This window comes from Sphingobacterium sp. UBA5670 (genome assembly GCF_002420705.1).
In the GTDB taxonomy this organism is placed as follows: Bacteria; Bacteroidota; Bacteroidia; order Sphingobacteriales; family Sphingobacteriaceae; genus Sphingobacterium.
Map to the genome: position 1 here is coordinate 243,616 of NZ_DIIM01000016.1, position 17,899 is coordinate 261,514.

Sequence of the window (17,899 nt, forward strand, 5' to 3'; positions counted from 1 at the left end):
GATATTTAAAGCTTCTTTTGTAGCTCAATAGATCCGCATCCAAAATGATGCTGACTTATGAGATCTACTTGTTATCTTTATATAAAGGTAATATATTGAGAAATAGATATTAGCGTATGATTTAAATTCGTTAGGTACAAATTTAAATTCGCTTAGCCAACAAATGTTTTCGTTTTGTGAAAAGGGAAGCTTTTGGTTATATTGCTCTTAATAAAGCGCTAAGGGGATTGATTTTTTGTAACTGCGCCGTTTTCTAACTAGGTTTTTGACTTAAAGAAGGCGAGGCTAATAATCAAGAAGACTAAGGTTAGAACCGAACAGAATGTTCGGATATTGTTCCAGAATACCCAAGGCCTTTCGAAGGCCTCTCGCATAAGTTTTATAGATTTTTCCGAAGCAATCGATAGGTCTATTGATGCTAACTGATTATTTAAGGGAACATTTTGTATTCCCGTAATTATAAATACTCCAATGATATAGCTCAAACTCGCTGCCAGTATTAAATAGAACTTTGGTGAATGGATATCAAACAATAATACGGTAGAAATTGCTAATAGAATTGGTGCTCCCAGGAAGCAACAATAAAAAGCAGGATTCAGTATTTCTCTATTGATATTTTGCATGGCCATCAGATAAGCCCTGTCATTAAGTTTATGCAGACCCAAGTTGACCGAAAATGTATAAGAAAAGAATAAGCCAGAAATGATGGCCGAAAAAATTGTTGCCAGCGCCAAAATGATGTCCTGTAATTTCATATTTCTATTTGTTTTAATTGTGAAATTCGTTTGCTAAACTTACTTCAGTTGATATGCAGGCGTATCAAAATATTATTTTAAAGTCTATTTCGTAAAGAGTATAGACTTTGAAAAAACGCCAATACCGATGTTGATCTACCCGGCATCTGTACAAAGTTTGGAATAAGCGCCGAAGTAAAATAGAATAAAAACGACACAGTTTATCATTTGTTAAATGAAGCGGGAGTTGAACCTGTAAAGGATTTAAATACACGGATGAAATGAGACTGATCCGAGAAGCCATTTTCGTAAACAATATCTGTTAGTCTGTGAAAGTCTTTACTGGTCAATTGTTTCAGAGAGGTCTGAAATTGTACTATCTTAGCAAATTGTTTAGCTGTTAATCCCGTCTCTTTAAGAAATCTGCGTTCAAAGGTTCGGATGTTCAGTCGCGCTTCCTTGGCAATTTCTCCAATAGCAACCTGACCATTGTTTTCGATGATATTTAGGATAGCCTGTTTAATTGAAAAGTCGAGATTATCCTTCTTGGTATTAAAAAGGTTGAGAAGGAAAGCGGATAATACGCGGATGTTGTTGTGACAGTTTGAGGAGGAAGATAATTCAGTAATCAATTGACGGATGTCTGTATGTGGAGTGGCTTCTAAATAATAACAGCTGTCATTTATACTTTCTGGGTGTATATCCCAAAACGCACGTAACACAAAAGGATAAAATTTGAAAACTATAATTTGAAAGGGGCCAGCTATATTGATCGTAATAGGTGTTATCGTTTGACCATATAAGAAAATATGGGGCATTTTTTTATTATGGGGGCTAATGAGAAAGTCTCCTTTTGATCGTTGAAATAATAGGCCTGGGTATCCATCAGCATAAAAAGGTAAGTTACAGCGATATTCATCGGTACTTTCAAATACCAATATTTCTTTTACAAATAATGCAATGGATTTGTCGGGGTGGATAATCTTGGGATTCATCAATTAACTGTATTGGCTTTGAATTACGAATTGTCATATACATCTTATACGGAAATATCCAATAAGAGCGGATATTGCCATCGGATTTTCATTAGCTGATTTATCATGATATAGCACATTTCAAACATATGTGAATGTAATCCGGCTTATTTAAAATAATAAAGGGGCTTTTCTCTTCTCACTTGAAATAATTGTGCGTTTTTTAATAATTTAACACAATTATTTTGCCAATAGTTGGCGATCCAATTCGAATCCAATGAAGGATTATAATGACTTAGATCACTTTTTAAAACAATAGAATCCACCGGTATTCCAATATTCCAAATGCTGATTTTGCCGTAACGTCCCTTATAAGGAGGTATATAACATTTGATAACCTGTACACAACTGTCACTAGCGGAATAATTATAGCTGTCGAAATTATCTATTGTTGCGATGCTGATTTTTCGGTAATCCGCATCTATTGCAAAGAGTTCTGAATGTGTTTCGATTATTTCTCCGCAAATTGAGTTCATGGATTTTTCTTCGTTCCAGAGGTATTGAATGGGGAAACTCTGCTTATAAAATGCGGTTTTACCATTTATTTTAACTGTTTTGCTATTGTGATATTCGCCTACCTCAATAAAGTTTTTAACTTTTGGATTAAACAAATAGGTGTGTTCTTGCCATTTCTTGTTCCATACAATATCTTTAAAACCGTCATTATTCTGATCGGCAAAAGACAGTCCTGAATTATTGGTCTGATACTCCATATCTCGCATAATAAGATGCCATTGATGATTGTGCAGTTTTTCAATCTGAAAAAAACAGTTTGAGTCATTCTTAAAGACGGATAATCTATAACACTTATTTGCTATCAAAGTGCAGTCTTGTTCTTTGAGGTTGTACTCCGAGATTTTCAGGCTATCAATTTCCTGATAGACCAGAAACGAATCTTGTAGGTGCACCTGTTTATTTTGAGAGGTACAACTAAAAAATGCCATGGCAAATAGTCCCAGCAACCATAACCAGTGTTGCTTTATTATTTTGGGGCGAGTCTGCTGTTTAAGATAACTCATGCGAATTTAAGTTTGTCGTTAGGTTTTATTGATCGAAGGATTAAGTTTCTATTTTAATCATTTGTTAACAGCGATAAGAGGTGATTTAAGATTAGTCGAGTTGCTAATTATTTATTATGAAGTGGCTTTTTGTTATTATGTTTAAAATGGTGTCATCGCTACGGTTGGCTTCTCGTATAAGAGTTTGCGCTCAGGTCGGCCATTGAGAGCGTTTTTAGAAGTTCTCTCGCCGCTGCGCCTCCAGCACGGTTTGCACCGATAGTTGATGCGGATGGCCCATAACCGACGAGGTGAATTCTAGGTTCTTTAGCGACCATGGTAGCCAGCCTGCCGGCCATTTGAATACCACCTTGCTCTTCTTTTGGTAGCACGGCATCCAAATGGCTTAAAGAACTTTTAAAGCCTGTGTTCCACAATATAACATCGGCCCTTTCTTCTCGTCCGTCCTCCCATTTGATTCCTGTTTTGGTTATTTCTTTAAACATGGGAAAACGTTTAAGTACACCGCGTTTTTCCATTTCCTGGGTTTCAGCGGAGTAGGGGAGGCCTGTAACGGATACCACTGACAAGGGGGGAAGTCCTTGCCTAACGCGTTCCTCTACCATGGCAACAGCATTGTGTCCTGCCATGTCATCAAATGGCCCTTCTCTGAATAGAGGTTGCCGTCGTGTAACCCATGTTGTGGTTGTTATTTGTGAGATTTGATCGAGTAGCTGGATGGCAGAGATGCCACCACCTACAACAATTACATGTTTGCCTCGAAAATAATCTGCAGTTTTGAAGTCTTTTGTATGGAGCTGTTCTCCCTGAAATAATTCTGCTCCTGGATATACTGGAATGTAAGGGCTTCCCCAGGTCCCGGTTGCATTAATGATACCAAGAGCAGAGAAAAGTGTTTCTGAGGTATCAATGTGAAATCGATCGCCATTCTCGTATACCTTTTCTACTTTAACAGGTCGATATACCTGAAGTCCAAATTTCCTTTCATAAAGTTCAAAATAATGGGGAACGGCAGTGTTGGCCTGCACTTCGGTATCCTTTGTCGTTAAAGTTTCCTCAAACGACATGCCCGGCAAATCGTGTATTTTATTGACAGTGCTTAAGGTGAGTGAGTTCCAGCGAAATTGCCAGGCACCGCCAGCGTTGGGGGCTTCATCTAAAATGATGAAATCCTGCCCGATTTTAAGCCCCAGTTTTTTTAAATGATAAGCAGCGGAAAGCCCGGCCTGACCAGCGCCTATGACTGCAATCTTTGTTTTATAACGAATGTTTTTTAGCATAAATACTGCAGAATTAGCGCCAACCAAGTTCAGGAGCCACATGTTCCAGGATAGCGGAGAGAATATGAACGTTGTAATCTACTCCTAAAGTATTCGGAATGGTCAAAAGCAGTGTGTCCGCTTCCTGTATGGCTTCGTCCTGTGCTAATTCTTTAACGAGTTGATCTGGCTCAGCAGCATAGCTTCGACCAAAAATGGCTCTTTTATCTGACTCAATAAGGCCAATTTTATCCGATTTGTCCGCTTCTTGCCCAAAGTAATAGCGATCTAAATCGTCTACCAAAGCAAAAATGGATCGGCTGACTGAAACTCTAGGCTCTCCCGGGTGTCCGGCTTCCTTCCAGGCTTCTTTGTATAACCGAATCTGTTCTGCTTGCTGAATATGAAAGGGTTTGCCATTTTCATCATACTTCAAGGTAGAACTTTGAAGATTCATTCTATTGTGAGCAGCCCATACAGCAGTGGCATTGGATGCTGCTCCCCACCATATGCGATCTCGTAATCCTTCCGAATGAGGTTCTAGCCTCAATAAGCCCGGGGGATTTGGGAACATTGGGTAAGGATTTGGCTCGGCGAAACCAATACCATTTAGTTTTTCTAAAAACTCCAATGCTTTCTTCCTGCCCATCTCGGCATCTGTCTCTCCTTCCGCTAGATTGTATCCAAAATAACGCCAGCCATCTATTACCTGTTCGGGTGAGCCACGACTGATCCCCAATTGCAATCTGCCACCTGAAATTAAGTCGGCAGCTCCCGCGTCCTCGACCATATAAAGCGGGTTTTCATAACGCATGTCGATTACACCGGTTCCAATCTCGATTTTAGAGGTTTTGGCTCCAATGGCCGATAATAATGGGAAAGGGGAGGCTAACTGATTGGCAAAATGGTGTACACGGAAATAAGCGCCGTCCAATCCGATTTCTTCGGCTGCTACCGCTAAATCTATTGATTGCAGCAAGGTGTCACTTGCTGTCTGCGTACTGTATGCAGGGTGTTTGGACCAATGTCCAAAAGATAAAAATCCTAGTTTTTTCATAAATCACAATGCGATTTGATGTCAATCAAATTTAACAAATGTTGCGGTAATCTCAGTAATATAGATTGTCCGGTGGGTGTAAATAATATCGGATTTGAACTAATTTGCCAAATGACAAGTAAGCTGTATTTCAAAAAAGGTAAATTTGTGTATTACGTAATTAAATAAGTGATTGAGGATGGATTTTTCGGATAAATTATTAAAACAGATTGAGTTCATTAAGGAGATCGATAAGATTAAATATATTCAGCGAAAAACAAAGCTTTTCAATAGCGATCGACCCGAAAATGATGCCGAACACAGTTGGCATCTAGCAGTAATGGCCATGGTACTTTCAGAACATGCAAATCAATCGGTAGATTTACTGAAGGTGATCAAGATGGTATTAATACACGATATTGTTGAAATTGATGCTGGTGATACCTTTATCTATGATACTGAGAAAAATCATACAAATACAGAGGTAGAACGTTTGGCGGCTCAGCGGATATTTGGAATTCTGCCAGCTGAGCAGGCTGAAGAACTTATCGCCTTATGGGAAGAATTCGAAGCTGGGCAGACTCACGATGCGCAGTTTGCACGCGCCATGGATCGGTTGGAGCCGCTATTGCAGAATAGTTCTAATAACGGTGGAACCTGGAATGAACCTGGTGTAAATTATGAAAAGGTTTATGCAAAGAAATCTGTCATTAAAGACGGTTCGGCAGTACTCTGGGGATATGCTGAAAAATTGATCGATATGGGAGTGATGCGGGGGATTCTTAAAAAGGATTAAGAGGTAATCCCGTATTCCGTAATAAGCCTGTCGAATGTGTATGTGATAAAAATAGCAGCACGGAAGCTTATTGTTTCAACAGTAGATGCGGAGATTATTCTTCTCGCTTACCTGGAAGAAGGCCGCTCTAACTATTTTTCGCATCGTCAAGATATTAAAACATGTTTTAAATATATGGTTGATCGGAAATTTAAATGAATCCTTGTACGTAAGCATTAATAGTCATAAGATATCGGTTAATGGATAAAAGTGTGTTGTTTACCGGTTGAAATTGTTCTTTCGCCGAAAAACTGTGGTGTTTTAAAATTTGTTTCTTGAAATTGGATTGATAAACTATTCAATTTTTATTTATGATACACTTCTTTAATTCATTAGCAATTTTAACTGTAGTAGGAGTGAGTACTTTCTTGAGCGGATTAAAACTCGAAGAAGAGGCGGCTACTACCGTGAATACAAAAATCCAATATAAGTTACAGGTTAATAGCGCGACGAACACCAGTACTCCGCTAGAAAGAACGCCGCAGGATGAAATCCAAGGATATAGGGATTCGAAAAATTCAGCTTTGTAACAGGGTTTTCTTTATTGAAGCTTCCATGAGTGATTTTGAAAAATATATTTTCTAAAATTATTTTATTGTTATATAGATTAATTTTCATATATTGAACTATATAGGGAAATTAAGTGGATATGCTATGTTGTCTATCTGTTTCTTTTTTCTATGGCATCCTAGATTGTGTAGCCTATATCTTTAAACTTAAAATAGTTTGTTATGAAAAAGAAAAGTTCATCGTGGTTTTTTTATGCCATTCTTGCTATTGTCATTTGTGTATTTCTATTGCTCAATCTACCTGAGCTTATTCAGGGATTTATGAACAGTTACAATTTGGTCGTTAAATAGCAAGCGGGTATTTACCGCTTAATCCCATATATTCACCGATTTTTTTATTGTGTTTATCTAAACTTTGTAGTCGTTGTTCGAATCATATTGTAGTTTAGGATCAGTAAATGGAATTGGACTAGCACAATATATCTTGAACAGAATTTAATCAGATCTAATGAAACGAGTCGAAATATTTAAAACCAATGTTTATCGAATGAAAGACGCACAGCGGATCATTGCAACTCTTGTCAGCTTGTTTTCTTCTTATAAAATTAACTTCGATCTTGACGATGAGGAGTGTATTCTCCGAGTGGAATCTTCGCAATTGGAAATCGAGACCAACAGCATCATTAGAAAGATGTTTGAGTGGGGCTATCGATGTGAAAGAATCGTCTAACCACTCGCTAAAAATAAAAACCTATCGATTATATTTATTTTCATTGTAAATTCACGGCTGTGATTTGCTAAACGTTGCTATCTATCAACTTTAAAGTTGGTATGTCAGATAGCTGACGATTCCAAAAGATTAATCACATGTCCATTATGAAAGCAAAAAATATCAATATGATAGGTAATAGAATGCTCCTTTTTTTTATACTCCTTATTTTTAACGCAGCTTGTTTTGCACAAAAAGGAGTGCCATTATCAATAGGTATTTCAGAAATATTGCATTCAAATGTTTTGGGGGAAGATCGAACGATCAATATTTGTCTGCCGGATAATTATAATCCAGATGATTCTATTCGCTATCCAATTGTATATGTTCTCGATGGCGGAGTTGATGAAGATTTCTTCCATATTGCAGGTATTGTACGTTTTAGTACACAACCCTGGATCGACAGATTTCCTCAAAGCATTGTTGTTGGAATAGGAGGAAACACACGAAGAAGAGATTTTACCTTTCCTGTTGAAAATACAGATTTTATAGAAAAGGAAGGCTTTCAAAAAGCTAGTTTTCCTACTTATGGCGGTTCTGAAAAATATAGGGCATTCTTAAAAAATGAATTGATTCCTTACCTAAGTGGCAATTATAAATCGAACGGAAAACAGACGTTAATCGGAGAATCACTAGCTGGACTTTTTTCCGTAGAAATATTACTGAAACAACCTGAACTATTTGATGATTATATTATTATCAGTCCAAGTTTGTGGTGGGGAGAAGAGTCTTTATCGAAGAATGCGGAGAAGTTTCTGCAAACTAATTTGAAAAAAAATATAAAGGTTTACCTCGGTATCCCCAACAAGGAAGAAGACATAAGAATGTATGATGAGGCTATAGCGTTATCTGAGGTTCTTAAACGAAATAATAAGACTCATTTTGTATTTGATTACATACCTGATGAATTGCATTCAACAGTAATACATCAAGCTGTCTACAATGCTTTTAAGAAGCTGTATCCAAAAACTGTCTATTCAAAGGAGTAGTCTGGCTATACGGTGTTTAATTTCATTTTACACTTAGCTGTACTTCGTTGTTCCACTCTTCTTCCAAAACTGACATGAATAGTTTATCGTGAAATTGATTGTCTCTAAAACAGGCTTCACGCATTCTCCCTTCGAGTTTAAAGCCTGCATTTTGATAGGCTTTTATTGCAGCATAATTTGGTTCCGATACAGTGAGCATGATCCTGTGGAGCCCTAGTTCCTCAAATCCCATACCGAGGATTAATCTAGTGACTTCTGAACCTATTCCTTTTCCCCACTCTTGACGATCTCCTATAAAGATAAAATACTCGCCCGATCTATTTGCTTTGGAAATATTGCAAATGCCGGCATAGCCTATCAATCTATTTGAGTCGTTGAGGAAAATTCCCCGGTTAAAATTAGTTAAGTCATTGATAACCGAATGAAACCAATGGTCGATTTGATTCTTTGTGTGCAATGATTGAAAAAGTGAAAGCGAATATTTAATAGACATATCATCATTGATCCATTCATAAAATGGTGAGACATCGTTAAGAGAGAGTGGTTTTAAGTTGATCATTATTTAATACTTTGTGTATCTGAAATTGTTATATCAATCCTCTAATTAATGATTAGGTTTCCTGAATTATACCACAATTAATAGAATTTTAATAAAATAAATAAAGGATATAGTGCCCTAACTTCGTTTCACCAGCTATGAATTTGTCTGCTGTTCTCATTAGCGATAAGCAATATCGCTTATTTTAACGGTTTGATGACCACCTGATCGACCATTTTTCCTTGCTGGTCGAGAATTCTAAAAATTCCTTTTTCATCATTTAAATCCACGCGTAGCACATTATTGTTGGAGTTCACAATAATTGGAAATTGTACGCTATTTGTTGCTTCCTTGATAATGTGTTTGTGTAAATGACCCGAGAGCATGATCTGTGCTCCTGCCTTATTGAGGATGGGAACAAATTTCTCCAAAATTTCTTGTTCCCCATGCCAACCGCCAAAAGGGGGCATATGACAGATTACGATCTTATATTTGGCATCTTTAAATGAGGGGTCTTCAACAGCTTGGGCCAACCAGCTTGCCTGTTCGCTTCTATAATTATCCATATCCACAATACCACTATATTCTATATCGTTGTCGGGTTTATCTTCGCCGCAATCTAATACGATAAAACCGGTATCCCCATGTTTAAATTGATAATATAGTTCACCTGTTGGTGTTGGAAAATATTTGGGATAATCAATGGCAAAAGGCCCCCGTGTTTCATGATTTCCTCTTGAATAAAACATTGGTTTTTCGCTGGCAAACTTTTTAATGGCGGTATCCATAAACCCTTCGTACATTTGTGTTTCACTTAATAGATTGCTAACCATATCACCGTTGAATACCACAAAGTCACTTGTCTTAAGGTCGCCGATATCCAATAGCTTATCGAGAACCTCATTGCGTTCGTGAATATCATTAACTACCGTAAAATGGGTCGATTTGGCCTTGCCAAAGGTTTGGAAAAAAAGAGGTGCCTTTTGATAGACATCACTGGCCACGACCCTTCCATATTGGACATTCACTCCAACATGTTTGAGAACTTCTTGACTATATACACGATATCTATAGCGTGTTCCAGGATTTAAGTTGGTCAATGTAACTTGATGCAGCGTACCTACTTTTTTAAAACCATAAGCAGCCGCGTAATATTTGGGTCTTTCCTTAAAGTAAAAGTGACTGGAGTCATCTGGAGCCAGTTCGACCCAACCCGTCGCGGGCCTGTCTGTCGTCCAAATAATGGAAACAGATTGCTCCGTCAAACCTTGAATAAAGGGGAGATGGTTTATTTTTATTGCATCCTGTCCAATTGCGATAAAACAATTGAAACAGCACAATAAAATGAAGAACAGCATTTTTTTCATCTTAATACCTTGATCAGTGACGGATTTTGCAATGTGCATAGGTTTTTTCTCGGTCTAAAGAAACAAAATTGATATTAAAATTAGATAAAAATGCTATTAATTCAAAATGAAGCCTCCTCAAAATCATAAGTTGTATCGTTTTTGTTTTTTTTGCTAAAAAAGTGCTGTAAACTGGTAATTATTAAGAAAATGGGACCTGTGTTTGACACTTATATTTGGGATAACCTAAGTAAGAGCACCTAATCAAACACAAATGAAAAAGATAGTTTTATTTTTATCTGTGTTTCTAACTTCACTAATTGCATTAGGCCAACAGATCACGGGCACCGTACGTGATAAGAATGGTAAGCAATTAGCTGGAGTAACTGTGAGAAACACGAGTACTTCCAACAGTACACAGACCGATGATCAGGGGAATTTTAAGATTTCAGGTAAATCTGGAGAAGTCTTAGAGACGAGTTTTGTCGGTTATGAACGAGCACGTCAAACTATTCCTGCAACAGGTAAGATGTCCTTTGCACTGGTCGAAACATTAAGTATTCTTGACGAAGCCGTGGTAATCGGCTATCAAAGTACTTCGCGCAAAAAAGCTACAGCTGCGATATCAAGTATATCGGGCAAAGATCTGGAAAATCTTCCCGCTGCCAGCTTTGATATGCTGCTTCAGGGGCGATTGGCGGGCGTAAATGTTCAGAACTTTTCCGGTGCTCCGGGTGCATCACCCACACTCGCTGTTCGAGGGACATCGGCAGTTAGTCTAAATTATTCCAATGATGATTATTACAATGTTATTAGTAATCCGCTCTATGTAATTGACGGAGTTCCTCAGCCTACGGAGCAATTTGTCGGCCCGAATACGGGGACAGGAACCAACTACCTTGCCGGGCTGAATCCAAATGACATAGAATCCGTAGATGTGCTTAGGGATGCTTCCGCGGCTGCTATTTATGGTTCAAGAGCAGCAAATGGGGTCATCATGATTACGACGAAAAAAGGCCGCAATGGTGATCCGCGTTTTATGCTGACCGGATATGGAGGTTTAACGCAACGGCCCGAACTGCGCGAAGTAACACTCGGAAGGACTGAGCGAGAACAAAAGATGACGATCCTCAAAAATCAGCTTTCTTCCAATGATTTTAGGAATCTGCCCTTTATGCTTACCGATTCATTGAATCCGGCATTTAATGGAAATACCGATTGGCAGGATCTTTTCTACCAAAAAGGAAAGATAAAGAGTGCGGATCTTTCCGTAAGCGGAGGGTCGGCGATTAGTTCTTATCGTTTTAGCGGTAATTATTACGATGAGGAAGGGATCATTAAAGCAACCGGATTTAAACGCTATACGGGAAGATTAAATCTATCAAGTAAGGCTATCAATGAGCGTTTAACGATCAATCCTATCGTTGCTTATTCGTATAATAAGAGAGCCCGGGGGAGTGGGAGTGATGTGAGTCCAATAGCTTTGAGTGCGGGGAGTATGCCTTCATCACTGTTTAATCTTTCCGATGCGAAAAAGGCTTATCTTTTGGGTACATATGACAGTAGCCTCGATAATAATGAATCTTCTAATCTGAATACCAATCTAAATCTGATATTCAATATTGCGCCAGGATTGACTTTTACTTCGCAGTCCGCCTATATTAAAGACATGGCCAATAGGGCTTATAATAGACCGTCGGCCTTGATGAGTGGTGCTGGTAATTATTCTTCAGCTTATTCTTATGAAAATAGCCAAGTCCGGATATCAAACTTCTTAACCTATGTCAAACAGTTTGGAAAGCATTCCTTAAATGTATTGCTGGGTCAGGAAGCCGAAAAAAATAAAATGCAAAATGTATCGGCGTGGGGAAGCCAAGGGGTGTCGGATCAAATTCAGGTGGTTACAGGCTTTCTGCAAAATAATATCGGTGCCAACTCTGATTTGCAAAAATGGTCACAGCTGTCTTATCTCGGTCGTTTTTCTTATGATTTTGATAGTAAATACCTGTTTTCGGGAGCTATTCGTGCAGATGGATCATCCCGCTTTGGAGAGAACAACAAATGGGGATATTTTCCGTCAGCTTCTGTTGGCTGGATTTTAACCGAAGAAGATTTTCTCAAAAATAACCCTACGCTAACCTTGCTTAAAATCAGAGGAAGCTATGGGTTGACCGGATCGCTACCATCAAGCAACTATCTGCAGTACAATCTTTATAATGTCAATAACGGAGGGTATCAGGGTAATTCCGGAGCTACTTCTTATAATGGTCAGGTGGCTATAACACCAAACTTTGCGAATGGTGTTGCCCAAAAGAATCTTAGCTGGGAACGCAACAGGCAATGGAATCTAGGTGTAGATATGGAATTGTATAGAGGGAGATTTACAGCTATGGTGGATATATTTAATAAGGAAAATTATGACGGGCTATTTGATGTAATGCTCCCAGTGACTTCAGGCTATGATTATGCTAAAACAAATTCTGTCGGGATCCGCAATTCAGGTGTCGATATTCAATTATCAGCAGATGTTCTTCCGCGTAGCTCCGCATTAACCTGGCGGTCCAATTTAAATATTTCTTATGTCAGAAACCGGATCATGAACCTTCCAAACGGTGGTCGCGATATGGTTATGGATGGTGATCGATTTGATAAATCCCATATCCTTTCAGTAGGTAGCCCAATCAACGCATTCTATCTCTATAAGACACTAGGTGTTTTCTCCACAATTGATGATATCCCTGTTAACCCTTATACTGGTGAACGTTATCGCAATTCCAATGGGACATTCAATCCGGGAGATTTTTATTTTGAAGATGTTGATGGGGATTATTTTGTAGACGTATTTAACAGCGGTATAAATCCTGACAAAAGGGCAATTGGAGATCCCAATTTTAAGTGGACAGGAGGTTGGAATAATGTCTTTAATTATAAAGACTTCTCGCTTACTTTATTTTTTACCTATGGTTTTGGAAGAGATGTGCTAAATCTTTTTGAATCAGATCAATTTAATAACTCCGCTTCTGGAGATGCGGTGTCAAATTTCACTTACTTCTCGATACGGGATTTAGATAAGCTGAATATTTGGAGGCAGCCAGGTGATAAAGCCGAATATGCTAAATATGATATAGGTACCTATCGTTACTACTATACCTCTGCACAGACTTTCTTTTTAGAAAATGGTTCTTATATGCGTTTCAAGAACCTTATTTTTTCTTACAACCTTCCTGAGCGCATCAGCAAGAAATGGAGTATTTCAAAAGTGAGATTCTTTGGTATAGTTGACAATGTAGCCCGTTGGCAAAAATCAAAAAAATTGCCTGATGCGGAGGCTGTAAACCCATACGGAGAGTATAACGGTGGTGGTTATCCTATTCCAAGAAAATATACATTAGGATTTGAACTAACTTTTTAAGACGATGAAAAGATTTATTTTAAACTATAAACTAGCCGTGCTATTGATACTGGTTTTCTTGCTTGGATCCTGTAAAAAGTTTTTGGTAGAGGAACCTGTCAATTCAACCTTTTCTGGTGCATATTGGAAGAGCTCCGGTGATTTGAGAAGCGCTATGGCGGGTAACTATGCCTTGGTGCGGGATGTGATGAATTCGGGTAACTGGAATCCCAGTCCGCGGTATTTTATGTATGGAGATGCTATAGCCAAGAATTATTTTACAATCCAATATAACGGTGACGGTCTTGAGGGAATTCAAGATGGAGATTTTACATTTCAATATAATGTCGAGAATTTTGGAGACTGGACCAAGTATTATAAAGCGATTACGATGAGTAATATCATTATTAATAGGGTTCCCAAAGTAACAGATGATCTTTTGACCGATGTGACCAATCCGACGAAATTCAAAAATGAGATGCTTGGGGAGGCCTATTTTTTACGGGCATTCACTTATTTTATGATGCTACGAGTGTGGGGAGATGTACCCTTGGTAACAGAAGAATATGACGACCCTATTTCCGCTCCAGAATTAGCACGAAGTCCCCGGAAAGAGGTTATGGCACAGATCGAAAAGGATGCACTACAGGCGCATGAACTATTGCCTTGGCAATATTCACTTATGGGGAACGCGAAAGTTACGGCCAATAAAGGGGCAGTGAATGCACTATTGGCTCATTTCTACCTATGGAAGGCAACAATGAGCGATGTGAATTCAAATCAACCTGATCTTGAAATGGTAGACAAAGCAGATAAAGCTATTGATGAAATTCTAAGTAATGGTATGTATTCATTGACGGATACATCTAATTATTATAAGACTTTTGAAGGACTTTCGGGTGAAGGGATTTTTGAAATTGCGATGAGTGAAAATACGCGCGAGGGAACCAACCAACATATCGCCAATATGTTTTTGAGAACAGCACAACTAGCAACAACGGGAACAAATTCGAGGTGTTATGTCAATGCAGACTATCTTACGAATCATTTTTACAAGATAGACCAGGTTTGGGATTGGTATTGGAATGCGAGTTTGCAACAATGGGAGTGGAAAGCGATGCCTTCGCAAGTCTTTGATGATAGTGATATTCGCTGTCGACGTAATTTTACCGATTTGAATAGTGATAAACCCACTTGTATAAAATATCAAAGTGTAGTCTATCGCAATCCCTCACAAAAGCAAGATCCCTATATAAGCAATAATTTGATTGTCTTTCGGTTAGCTGATATGCGGTTGTTGAAAGCTGAAATCGCGCTCTACAAAAATCAAGTATCCAAGGCTATAGATATCATCAATGAATTTAGAAAGAGGAATGGTGCAGATGAGTCCGCATTGGTAGATAATACTTCGAGTAAAAACGATGTGATGTACGAGTATATCATTGAACGGGGAAAAGAGCTTTACCTCGAAGGGCATATTTTTTATGATCTATTGCGAACAAGACAATACAGCAATTTTGTTCCATGGCTTTCAGAATCCCGTTTTCGCCAGGAAGGATTCTACTGGCCAATTAATCCAGCCCTATTCAAAAATAATAACAAGCTGACACAGACCTCTTATTGGAGAGGAAAGGTGTAGGCACTAACTAATAGAATTATGAAAAAGATAACAGGATTGTTTGCATCGCTATTGATCTTTCTTTTTGCTTGTAAGAAAGATAATTACAAAGTAGATGGAGGAAAGAGCGATGCACAGGTGAATCAGACAACCTATGATTTTTTAAAGCAGCACGGTAGCTTTGATTCACTGGTTAAGATTATAGATCGTGCTGGTATTAAAGATATTGTCAATTCGGATGTCACTTTTTTTGCTACTAGCGATTATGGGGTGCGGGATTATGTAGCCGCCAAAAAACAACAAAAGATTATTGAAGTAGGAAACGAAAACATCCAGTTTGGGATCAACAATATTCCTGTCAAGGAATTGCGTGATTCGATGATGATTTATCTATTCGATGGAAAGATTACTCGAGAGAATCTCAGTCCGGACAATAAATATTTTGTAAGCAAGCTTGGCGCGATCCCAAATGTCAGGTTCAATATTAAGTTGCGCAGAACACGTGATTACAGCGATTATTTGGATTATGTAGACTATCTCAATTTTACAAAGGTCATAGGGACTCTTGATGCTGAGGAACCGGATTATAATGCGATTCCCAAAGATCAGCTCGATAAATCCTACGACTGTCAAACCTCGGGAATTATTACGACGACCGGTGTATTGCATGTATTGCAAAACACGCATCGTTTATTTTTTAACGCCGGAAAAATGGCTGACTAAAAACAGATATGAAAACGAATTTAAAAATTTTATATAGCCTGGTGTTTGTTTTTGCATTGACTTCTGGATGCAAAAAAATTGAAAACGGCTTTTTGAGTGAAGGTATCCGCTATAAAGACAATACCATCTTTTGTAAACGTGGAATGTCGCTTACGATGTCTGACCGTATCAATACAGATGGTTCCACTCCACCATATACGTTTGAATTATTAAATTTACAGGACGAAGCAACGGGTCAGCCTGCACCGGATGTTTTTTTTAAAGAATTTGACATCCTAACTTTTAAACCTGGTTTAGTTTTCAATGCCGAGACTGATACAACGGTTGAACTGTTAAATAAAAAGAGAGAAACGGTAAAGAAAACGCCCATGGAATTCAATACCGTAAGTGGACAGCTGGTTTTTAATCGGGCGTCCGCCAATCTGCCTTTAGGCCGTTTCAATTTCGATGTCAAAATGACGAATCCAAGAGGAGAGCGGATATTTCCTAAATTGGCTACTATTGAAATTGTAGAACCTACGATTGATGATATGTTTAAAGTAACCTATCAAGCAGCTTCCGGATCAACTGCTGCCGAGGTTTTTACGGGAATCACCGCTCCGAAAGTTACCTGTACAAAGATCTCGAATGATGGCGCACGTGTTATTTTAAAGATTGTAGATAAAAATGGGAATGCTTTTAATCCTAAAAATGGGGAGGTAATCAAAAGAGGCGACCGTCCAATGTTTGAATCACATGTGAAGTTTAACCCTGTACAGGTTACAGACAATTCAATGATCTGTGATTTTGAAGTTGCGCCATTTCCATTGGCCAAATTAATCGGAAAAGATGGAACAGATTGGGGATTTCTCAATTATTACCGTATTCCAATGAAGTATGCCCAAATAGACGGATTGACCGCTAGTAACGTAAACCCTGTTTTTGGATTCCAAATTTTGATGGAAGGTACTTATGAAGTTAGTGTACAATTGCCAAGTGTAACGCGTATTACGCAATAAAAATAAGGGGAGTCCAATATACTCCCCTTATTTCTACTAAACCCTTGCGTGTTGTAATGCAAAAATTAACCAATAATGGGCAAATTTTGATATTTTAATTGATGTTTGATTGACATGTATCAATATGTTGTGCCGGTTGTTTATATTTAGTAAACCAATGTTGAGTAACCTAGATACTAACATACTATGAAAACGTTACAGTTTAACATTCCTGTGATACAGGGGCAGAGCATAACTGTTCAGGAGGATATATCGGAATCTTTTTACCCGCATCTACATCGGCATCAAGAAGCTCAATTGATGTGGATTACAAAAGGAAAAGGAGTATTGCTTGTGGATGAAACCCTGCATCCATTTAAGGAAAACGATATCTTTTTTATCGGTGCACATCAAGCGCATGTTTTTAAATCTATTTCCGAAGATAAGGCTGGTGATGCCGCCAGTTCGATTTCTATCTTTTTTGATCCGGGAGGGAGACTGAAACAGCTTTTTATGTTGGGTGAATTCCAATCATTGGAGCAATTTCTTCGGCAGGATTCTAAGGGCTTTAAGATTCCTGAGGTGGATTTTGAAGTAGTGTCCAAGCGAGTTATGTTATTAAAACAATCGGAAAAAATAGAAAAAATGATGCATTTTTTCTATTTGCTCAGGACACTGTCTCAAATTTCAAAAAAGACAGATCCACTTTGTCCCGAATATATGGAGTCTGCTGTTTGCACAATTGGAAAAAATAAACGTATTGAAGAGGTTTGTCATTATATCAATACACATTTTAGACATGGACTTACATTAGAAAGCGTAGCAGAGAGAGCACATCTGTCTCCACAGGCATTTTGCCGTTATTTTAAAAAACATTGCGGGATGACCTTAGTTGGTTATCTTAACCGAATACGGATTAATGAGGTTTGCCATCAATTTGGAAGAGATCACCTACACCTGGAAAATATCTCATTTATTGCTTATAACTGCGGTTTCAATAGTATTACCAATTTTAATCGCGTATTTAAACAGATTATTGGTTGCACACCGAAAGAATATATTTTACGCTATGATCAGCGTTATACTGAAAATTCAATTGTTTCATATGTTTAGTTTAAGGCC

17 protein-coding genes are annotated in these 17,899 nt (G+C 38.2%); 10 read left to right on the plus strand and 7 right to left on the minus strand.

Annotation, left to right across the window (positions count from 1 at the left end; all coding sequences use genetic code 11):
• Positions 1–257 precede the first annotated feature (257 nt).
• The 5 genes from B3C94_RS13940 to B3C94_RS13960 all read right to left on the minus strand — a co-directional run bounded on the left by B3C94_RS13940 (position 258) and on the right by B3C94_RS13960 (position 5,103).
• Positions 258–755 carry a DUF1772 domain-containing protein gene (locus tag B3C94_RS13940; protein WP_293904656.1) on the minus strand — a complete coding sequence of 166 codons (498 nt, stop codon included), beginning with the start codon at positions 753–755 and terminating at the stop codon, positions 258–260.
• A 203-nt stretch (positions 756–958) separates the two neighbouring features.
• Complete coding sequence (locus B3C94_RS13945; RefSeq protein ID WP_293904658.1) at positions 959–1,729, minus strand: helix-turn-helix domain-containing protein; 771 nt, start codon at positions 1,727–1,729, stop codon at positions 959–961.
• Positions 1,730–1,875: 146 nt separating this feature from the next.
• Positions 1,876–2,787 (minus strand): hypothetical protein, encoded by a 912-nt coding sequence (locus B3C94_RS13950; RefSeq protein WP_293904660.1) that lies wholly within the window; start codon positions 2,785–2,787, stop codon positions 1,876–1,878.
• A gap of 158 nt (positions 2,788–2,945) precedes the next feature.
• The gene (locus tag B3C94_RS13955) at positions 2,946–4,067 is read right to left on the minus strand and encodes an NAD(P)-binding domain-containing protein (protein WP_293904662.1); all 1,122 of its coding nucleotides are present in this window, start codon (positions 4,065–4,067) and stop codon (positions 2,946–2,948) included.
• A gap of 13 nt (positions 4,068–4,080) precedes the next feature.
• On the minus strand, positions 4,081–5,103 hold the full coding sequence (locus tag B3C94_RS13960) for an LLM class flavin-dependent oxidoreductase (protein ID WP_293904664.1): 1,023 nt from the start codon (positions 5,101–5,103) through the stop codon (positions 4,081–4,083).
• Positions 5,104–5,281: 178 nt separating this feature from the next.
• Here B3C94_RS13960 and B3C94_RS13965 point away from each other — a divergent pair, with 178 nt between their 5' ends.
• The 5 genes from B3C94_RS13965 (at position 5,282) to B3C94_RS13985 (ending at position 8,184) form a co-directional block, all read left to right on the plus strand.
• Positions 5,282–5,878, plus strand: coding sequence for an HD domain-containing protein (locus B3C94_RS13965; protein ID WP_293904665.1), 597 nt, complete (start codon positions 5,282–5,284; stop codon positions 5,876–5,878).
• 350 nt (positions 5,879–6,228) lie between these two features.
• Entirely contained in the window at positions 6,229–6,447 is a 219-nt protein-coding gene (locus tag B3C94_RS13970; RefSeq protein ID WP_293904667.1) for a hypothetical protein, read from the plus strand.
• Positions 6,448–6,648: 201 nt separating this feature from the next.
• On the plus strand, positions 6,649–6,777 hold the full coding sequence (locus B3C94_RS13975) for a hypothetical protein (RefSeq protein WP_293904669.1): 129 nt from the start codon (positions 6,649–6,651) through the stop codon (positions 6,775–6,777).
• Between the two features lie 157 nt (positions 6,778–6,934).
• Positions 6,935–7,156 (plus strand): methyltransferase type 11, encoded by a 222-nt coding sequence (locus B3C94_RS13980; RefSeq protein WP_293904671.1) that lies wholly within the window; start codon positions 6,935–6,937, stop codon positions 7,154–7,156.
• A gap of 146 nt (positions 7,157–7,302) precedes the next feature.
• Positions 7,303–8,184, plus strand: coding sequence for an alpha/beta hydrolase (locus B3C94_RS13985; RefSeq protein WP_293904673.1), 882 nt, complete (start codon positions 7,303–7,305; stop codon positions 8,182–8,184).
• A gap of 22 nt (positions 8,185–8,206) precedes the next feature.
• Here B3C94_RS13985 and B3C94_RS13990 read toward each other — a convergent pair whose 3' ends face one another.
• Positions 8,207–8,743, minus strand: a complete 537-nt coding sequence (locus tag B3C94_RS13990) for a GNAT family N-acetyltransferase (RefSeq protein WP_293904675.1) — start codon at positions 8,741–8,743, stop codon at positions 8,207–8,209.
• A 179-nt stretch (positions 8,744–8,922) separates the two neighbouring features.
• Positions 8,923–10,128, minus strand: coding sequence for an FN3 domain-containing metallophosphoesterase family protein (locus B3C94_RS13995; RefSeq protein WP_293904677.1), 1,206 nt, complete (start codon positions 10,126–10,128; stop codon positions 8,923–8,925).
• Between the two features lie 214 nt (positions 10,129–10,342).
• On the opposite strand from B3C94_RS13995, the gene B3C94_RS14000 reads away from it, so the two are divergent.
• The 5 genes from B3C94_RS14000 (at position 10,343) to B3C94_RS14020 (ending at position 17,890) form a co-directional block, all read left to right on the plus strand.
• Positions 10,343–13,480, plus strand: a complete 3,138-nt coding sequence (locus B3C94_RS14000) for a SusC/RagA family TonB-linked outer membrane protein (RefSeq protein WP_293904679.1) — start codon at positions 10,343–10,345, stop codon at positions 13,478–13,480.
• A gap of 4 nt (positions 13,481–13,484) precedes the next feature.
• Positions 13,485–15,098 (plus strand): RagB/SusD family nutrient uptake outer membrane protein, encoded by a 1,614-nt coding sequence (locus B3C94_RS14005; protein WP_293904681.1) that lies wholly within the window; start codon positions 13,485–13,487, stop codon positions 15,096–15,098.
• Positions 15,099–15,116: 18 nt separating this feature from the next.
• The gene (locus tag B3C94_RS14010; protein WP_293904683.1) at positions 15,117–15,800 is read left to right on the plus strand and encodes a hypothetical protein; all 684 of its coding nucleotides are present in this window, start codon (positions 15,117–15,119) and stop codon (positions 15,798–15,800) included.
• A gap of 8 nt (positions 15,801–15,808) precedes the next feature.
• Positions 15,809–16,798, plus strand: a complete 990-nt coding sequence (locus B3C94_RS14015; RefSeq protein WP_293904685.1) for a DUF5007 domain-containing protein — start codon at positions 15,809–15,811, stop codon at positions 16,796–16,798.
• A gap of 186 nt (positions 16,799–16,984) precedes the next feature.
• A complete protein-coding gene (locus B3C94_RS14020; protein WP_293904687.1) occupies positions 16,985–17,890 on the plus strand; it encodes an AraC family transcriptional regulator in 906 nt (301 codons plus the stop codon).
• Positions 17,891–17,899: the final 9 nt, after the last annotated feature.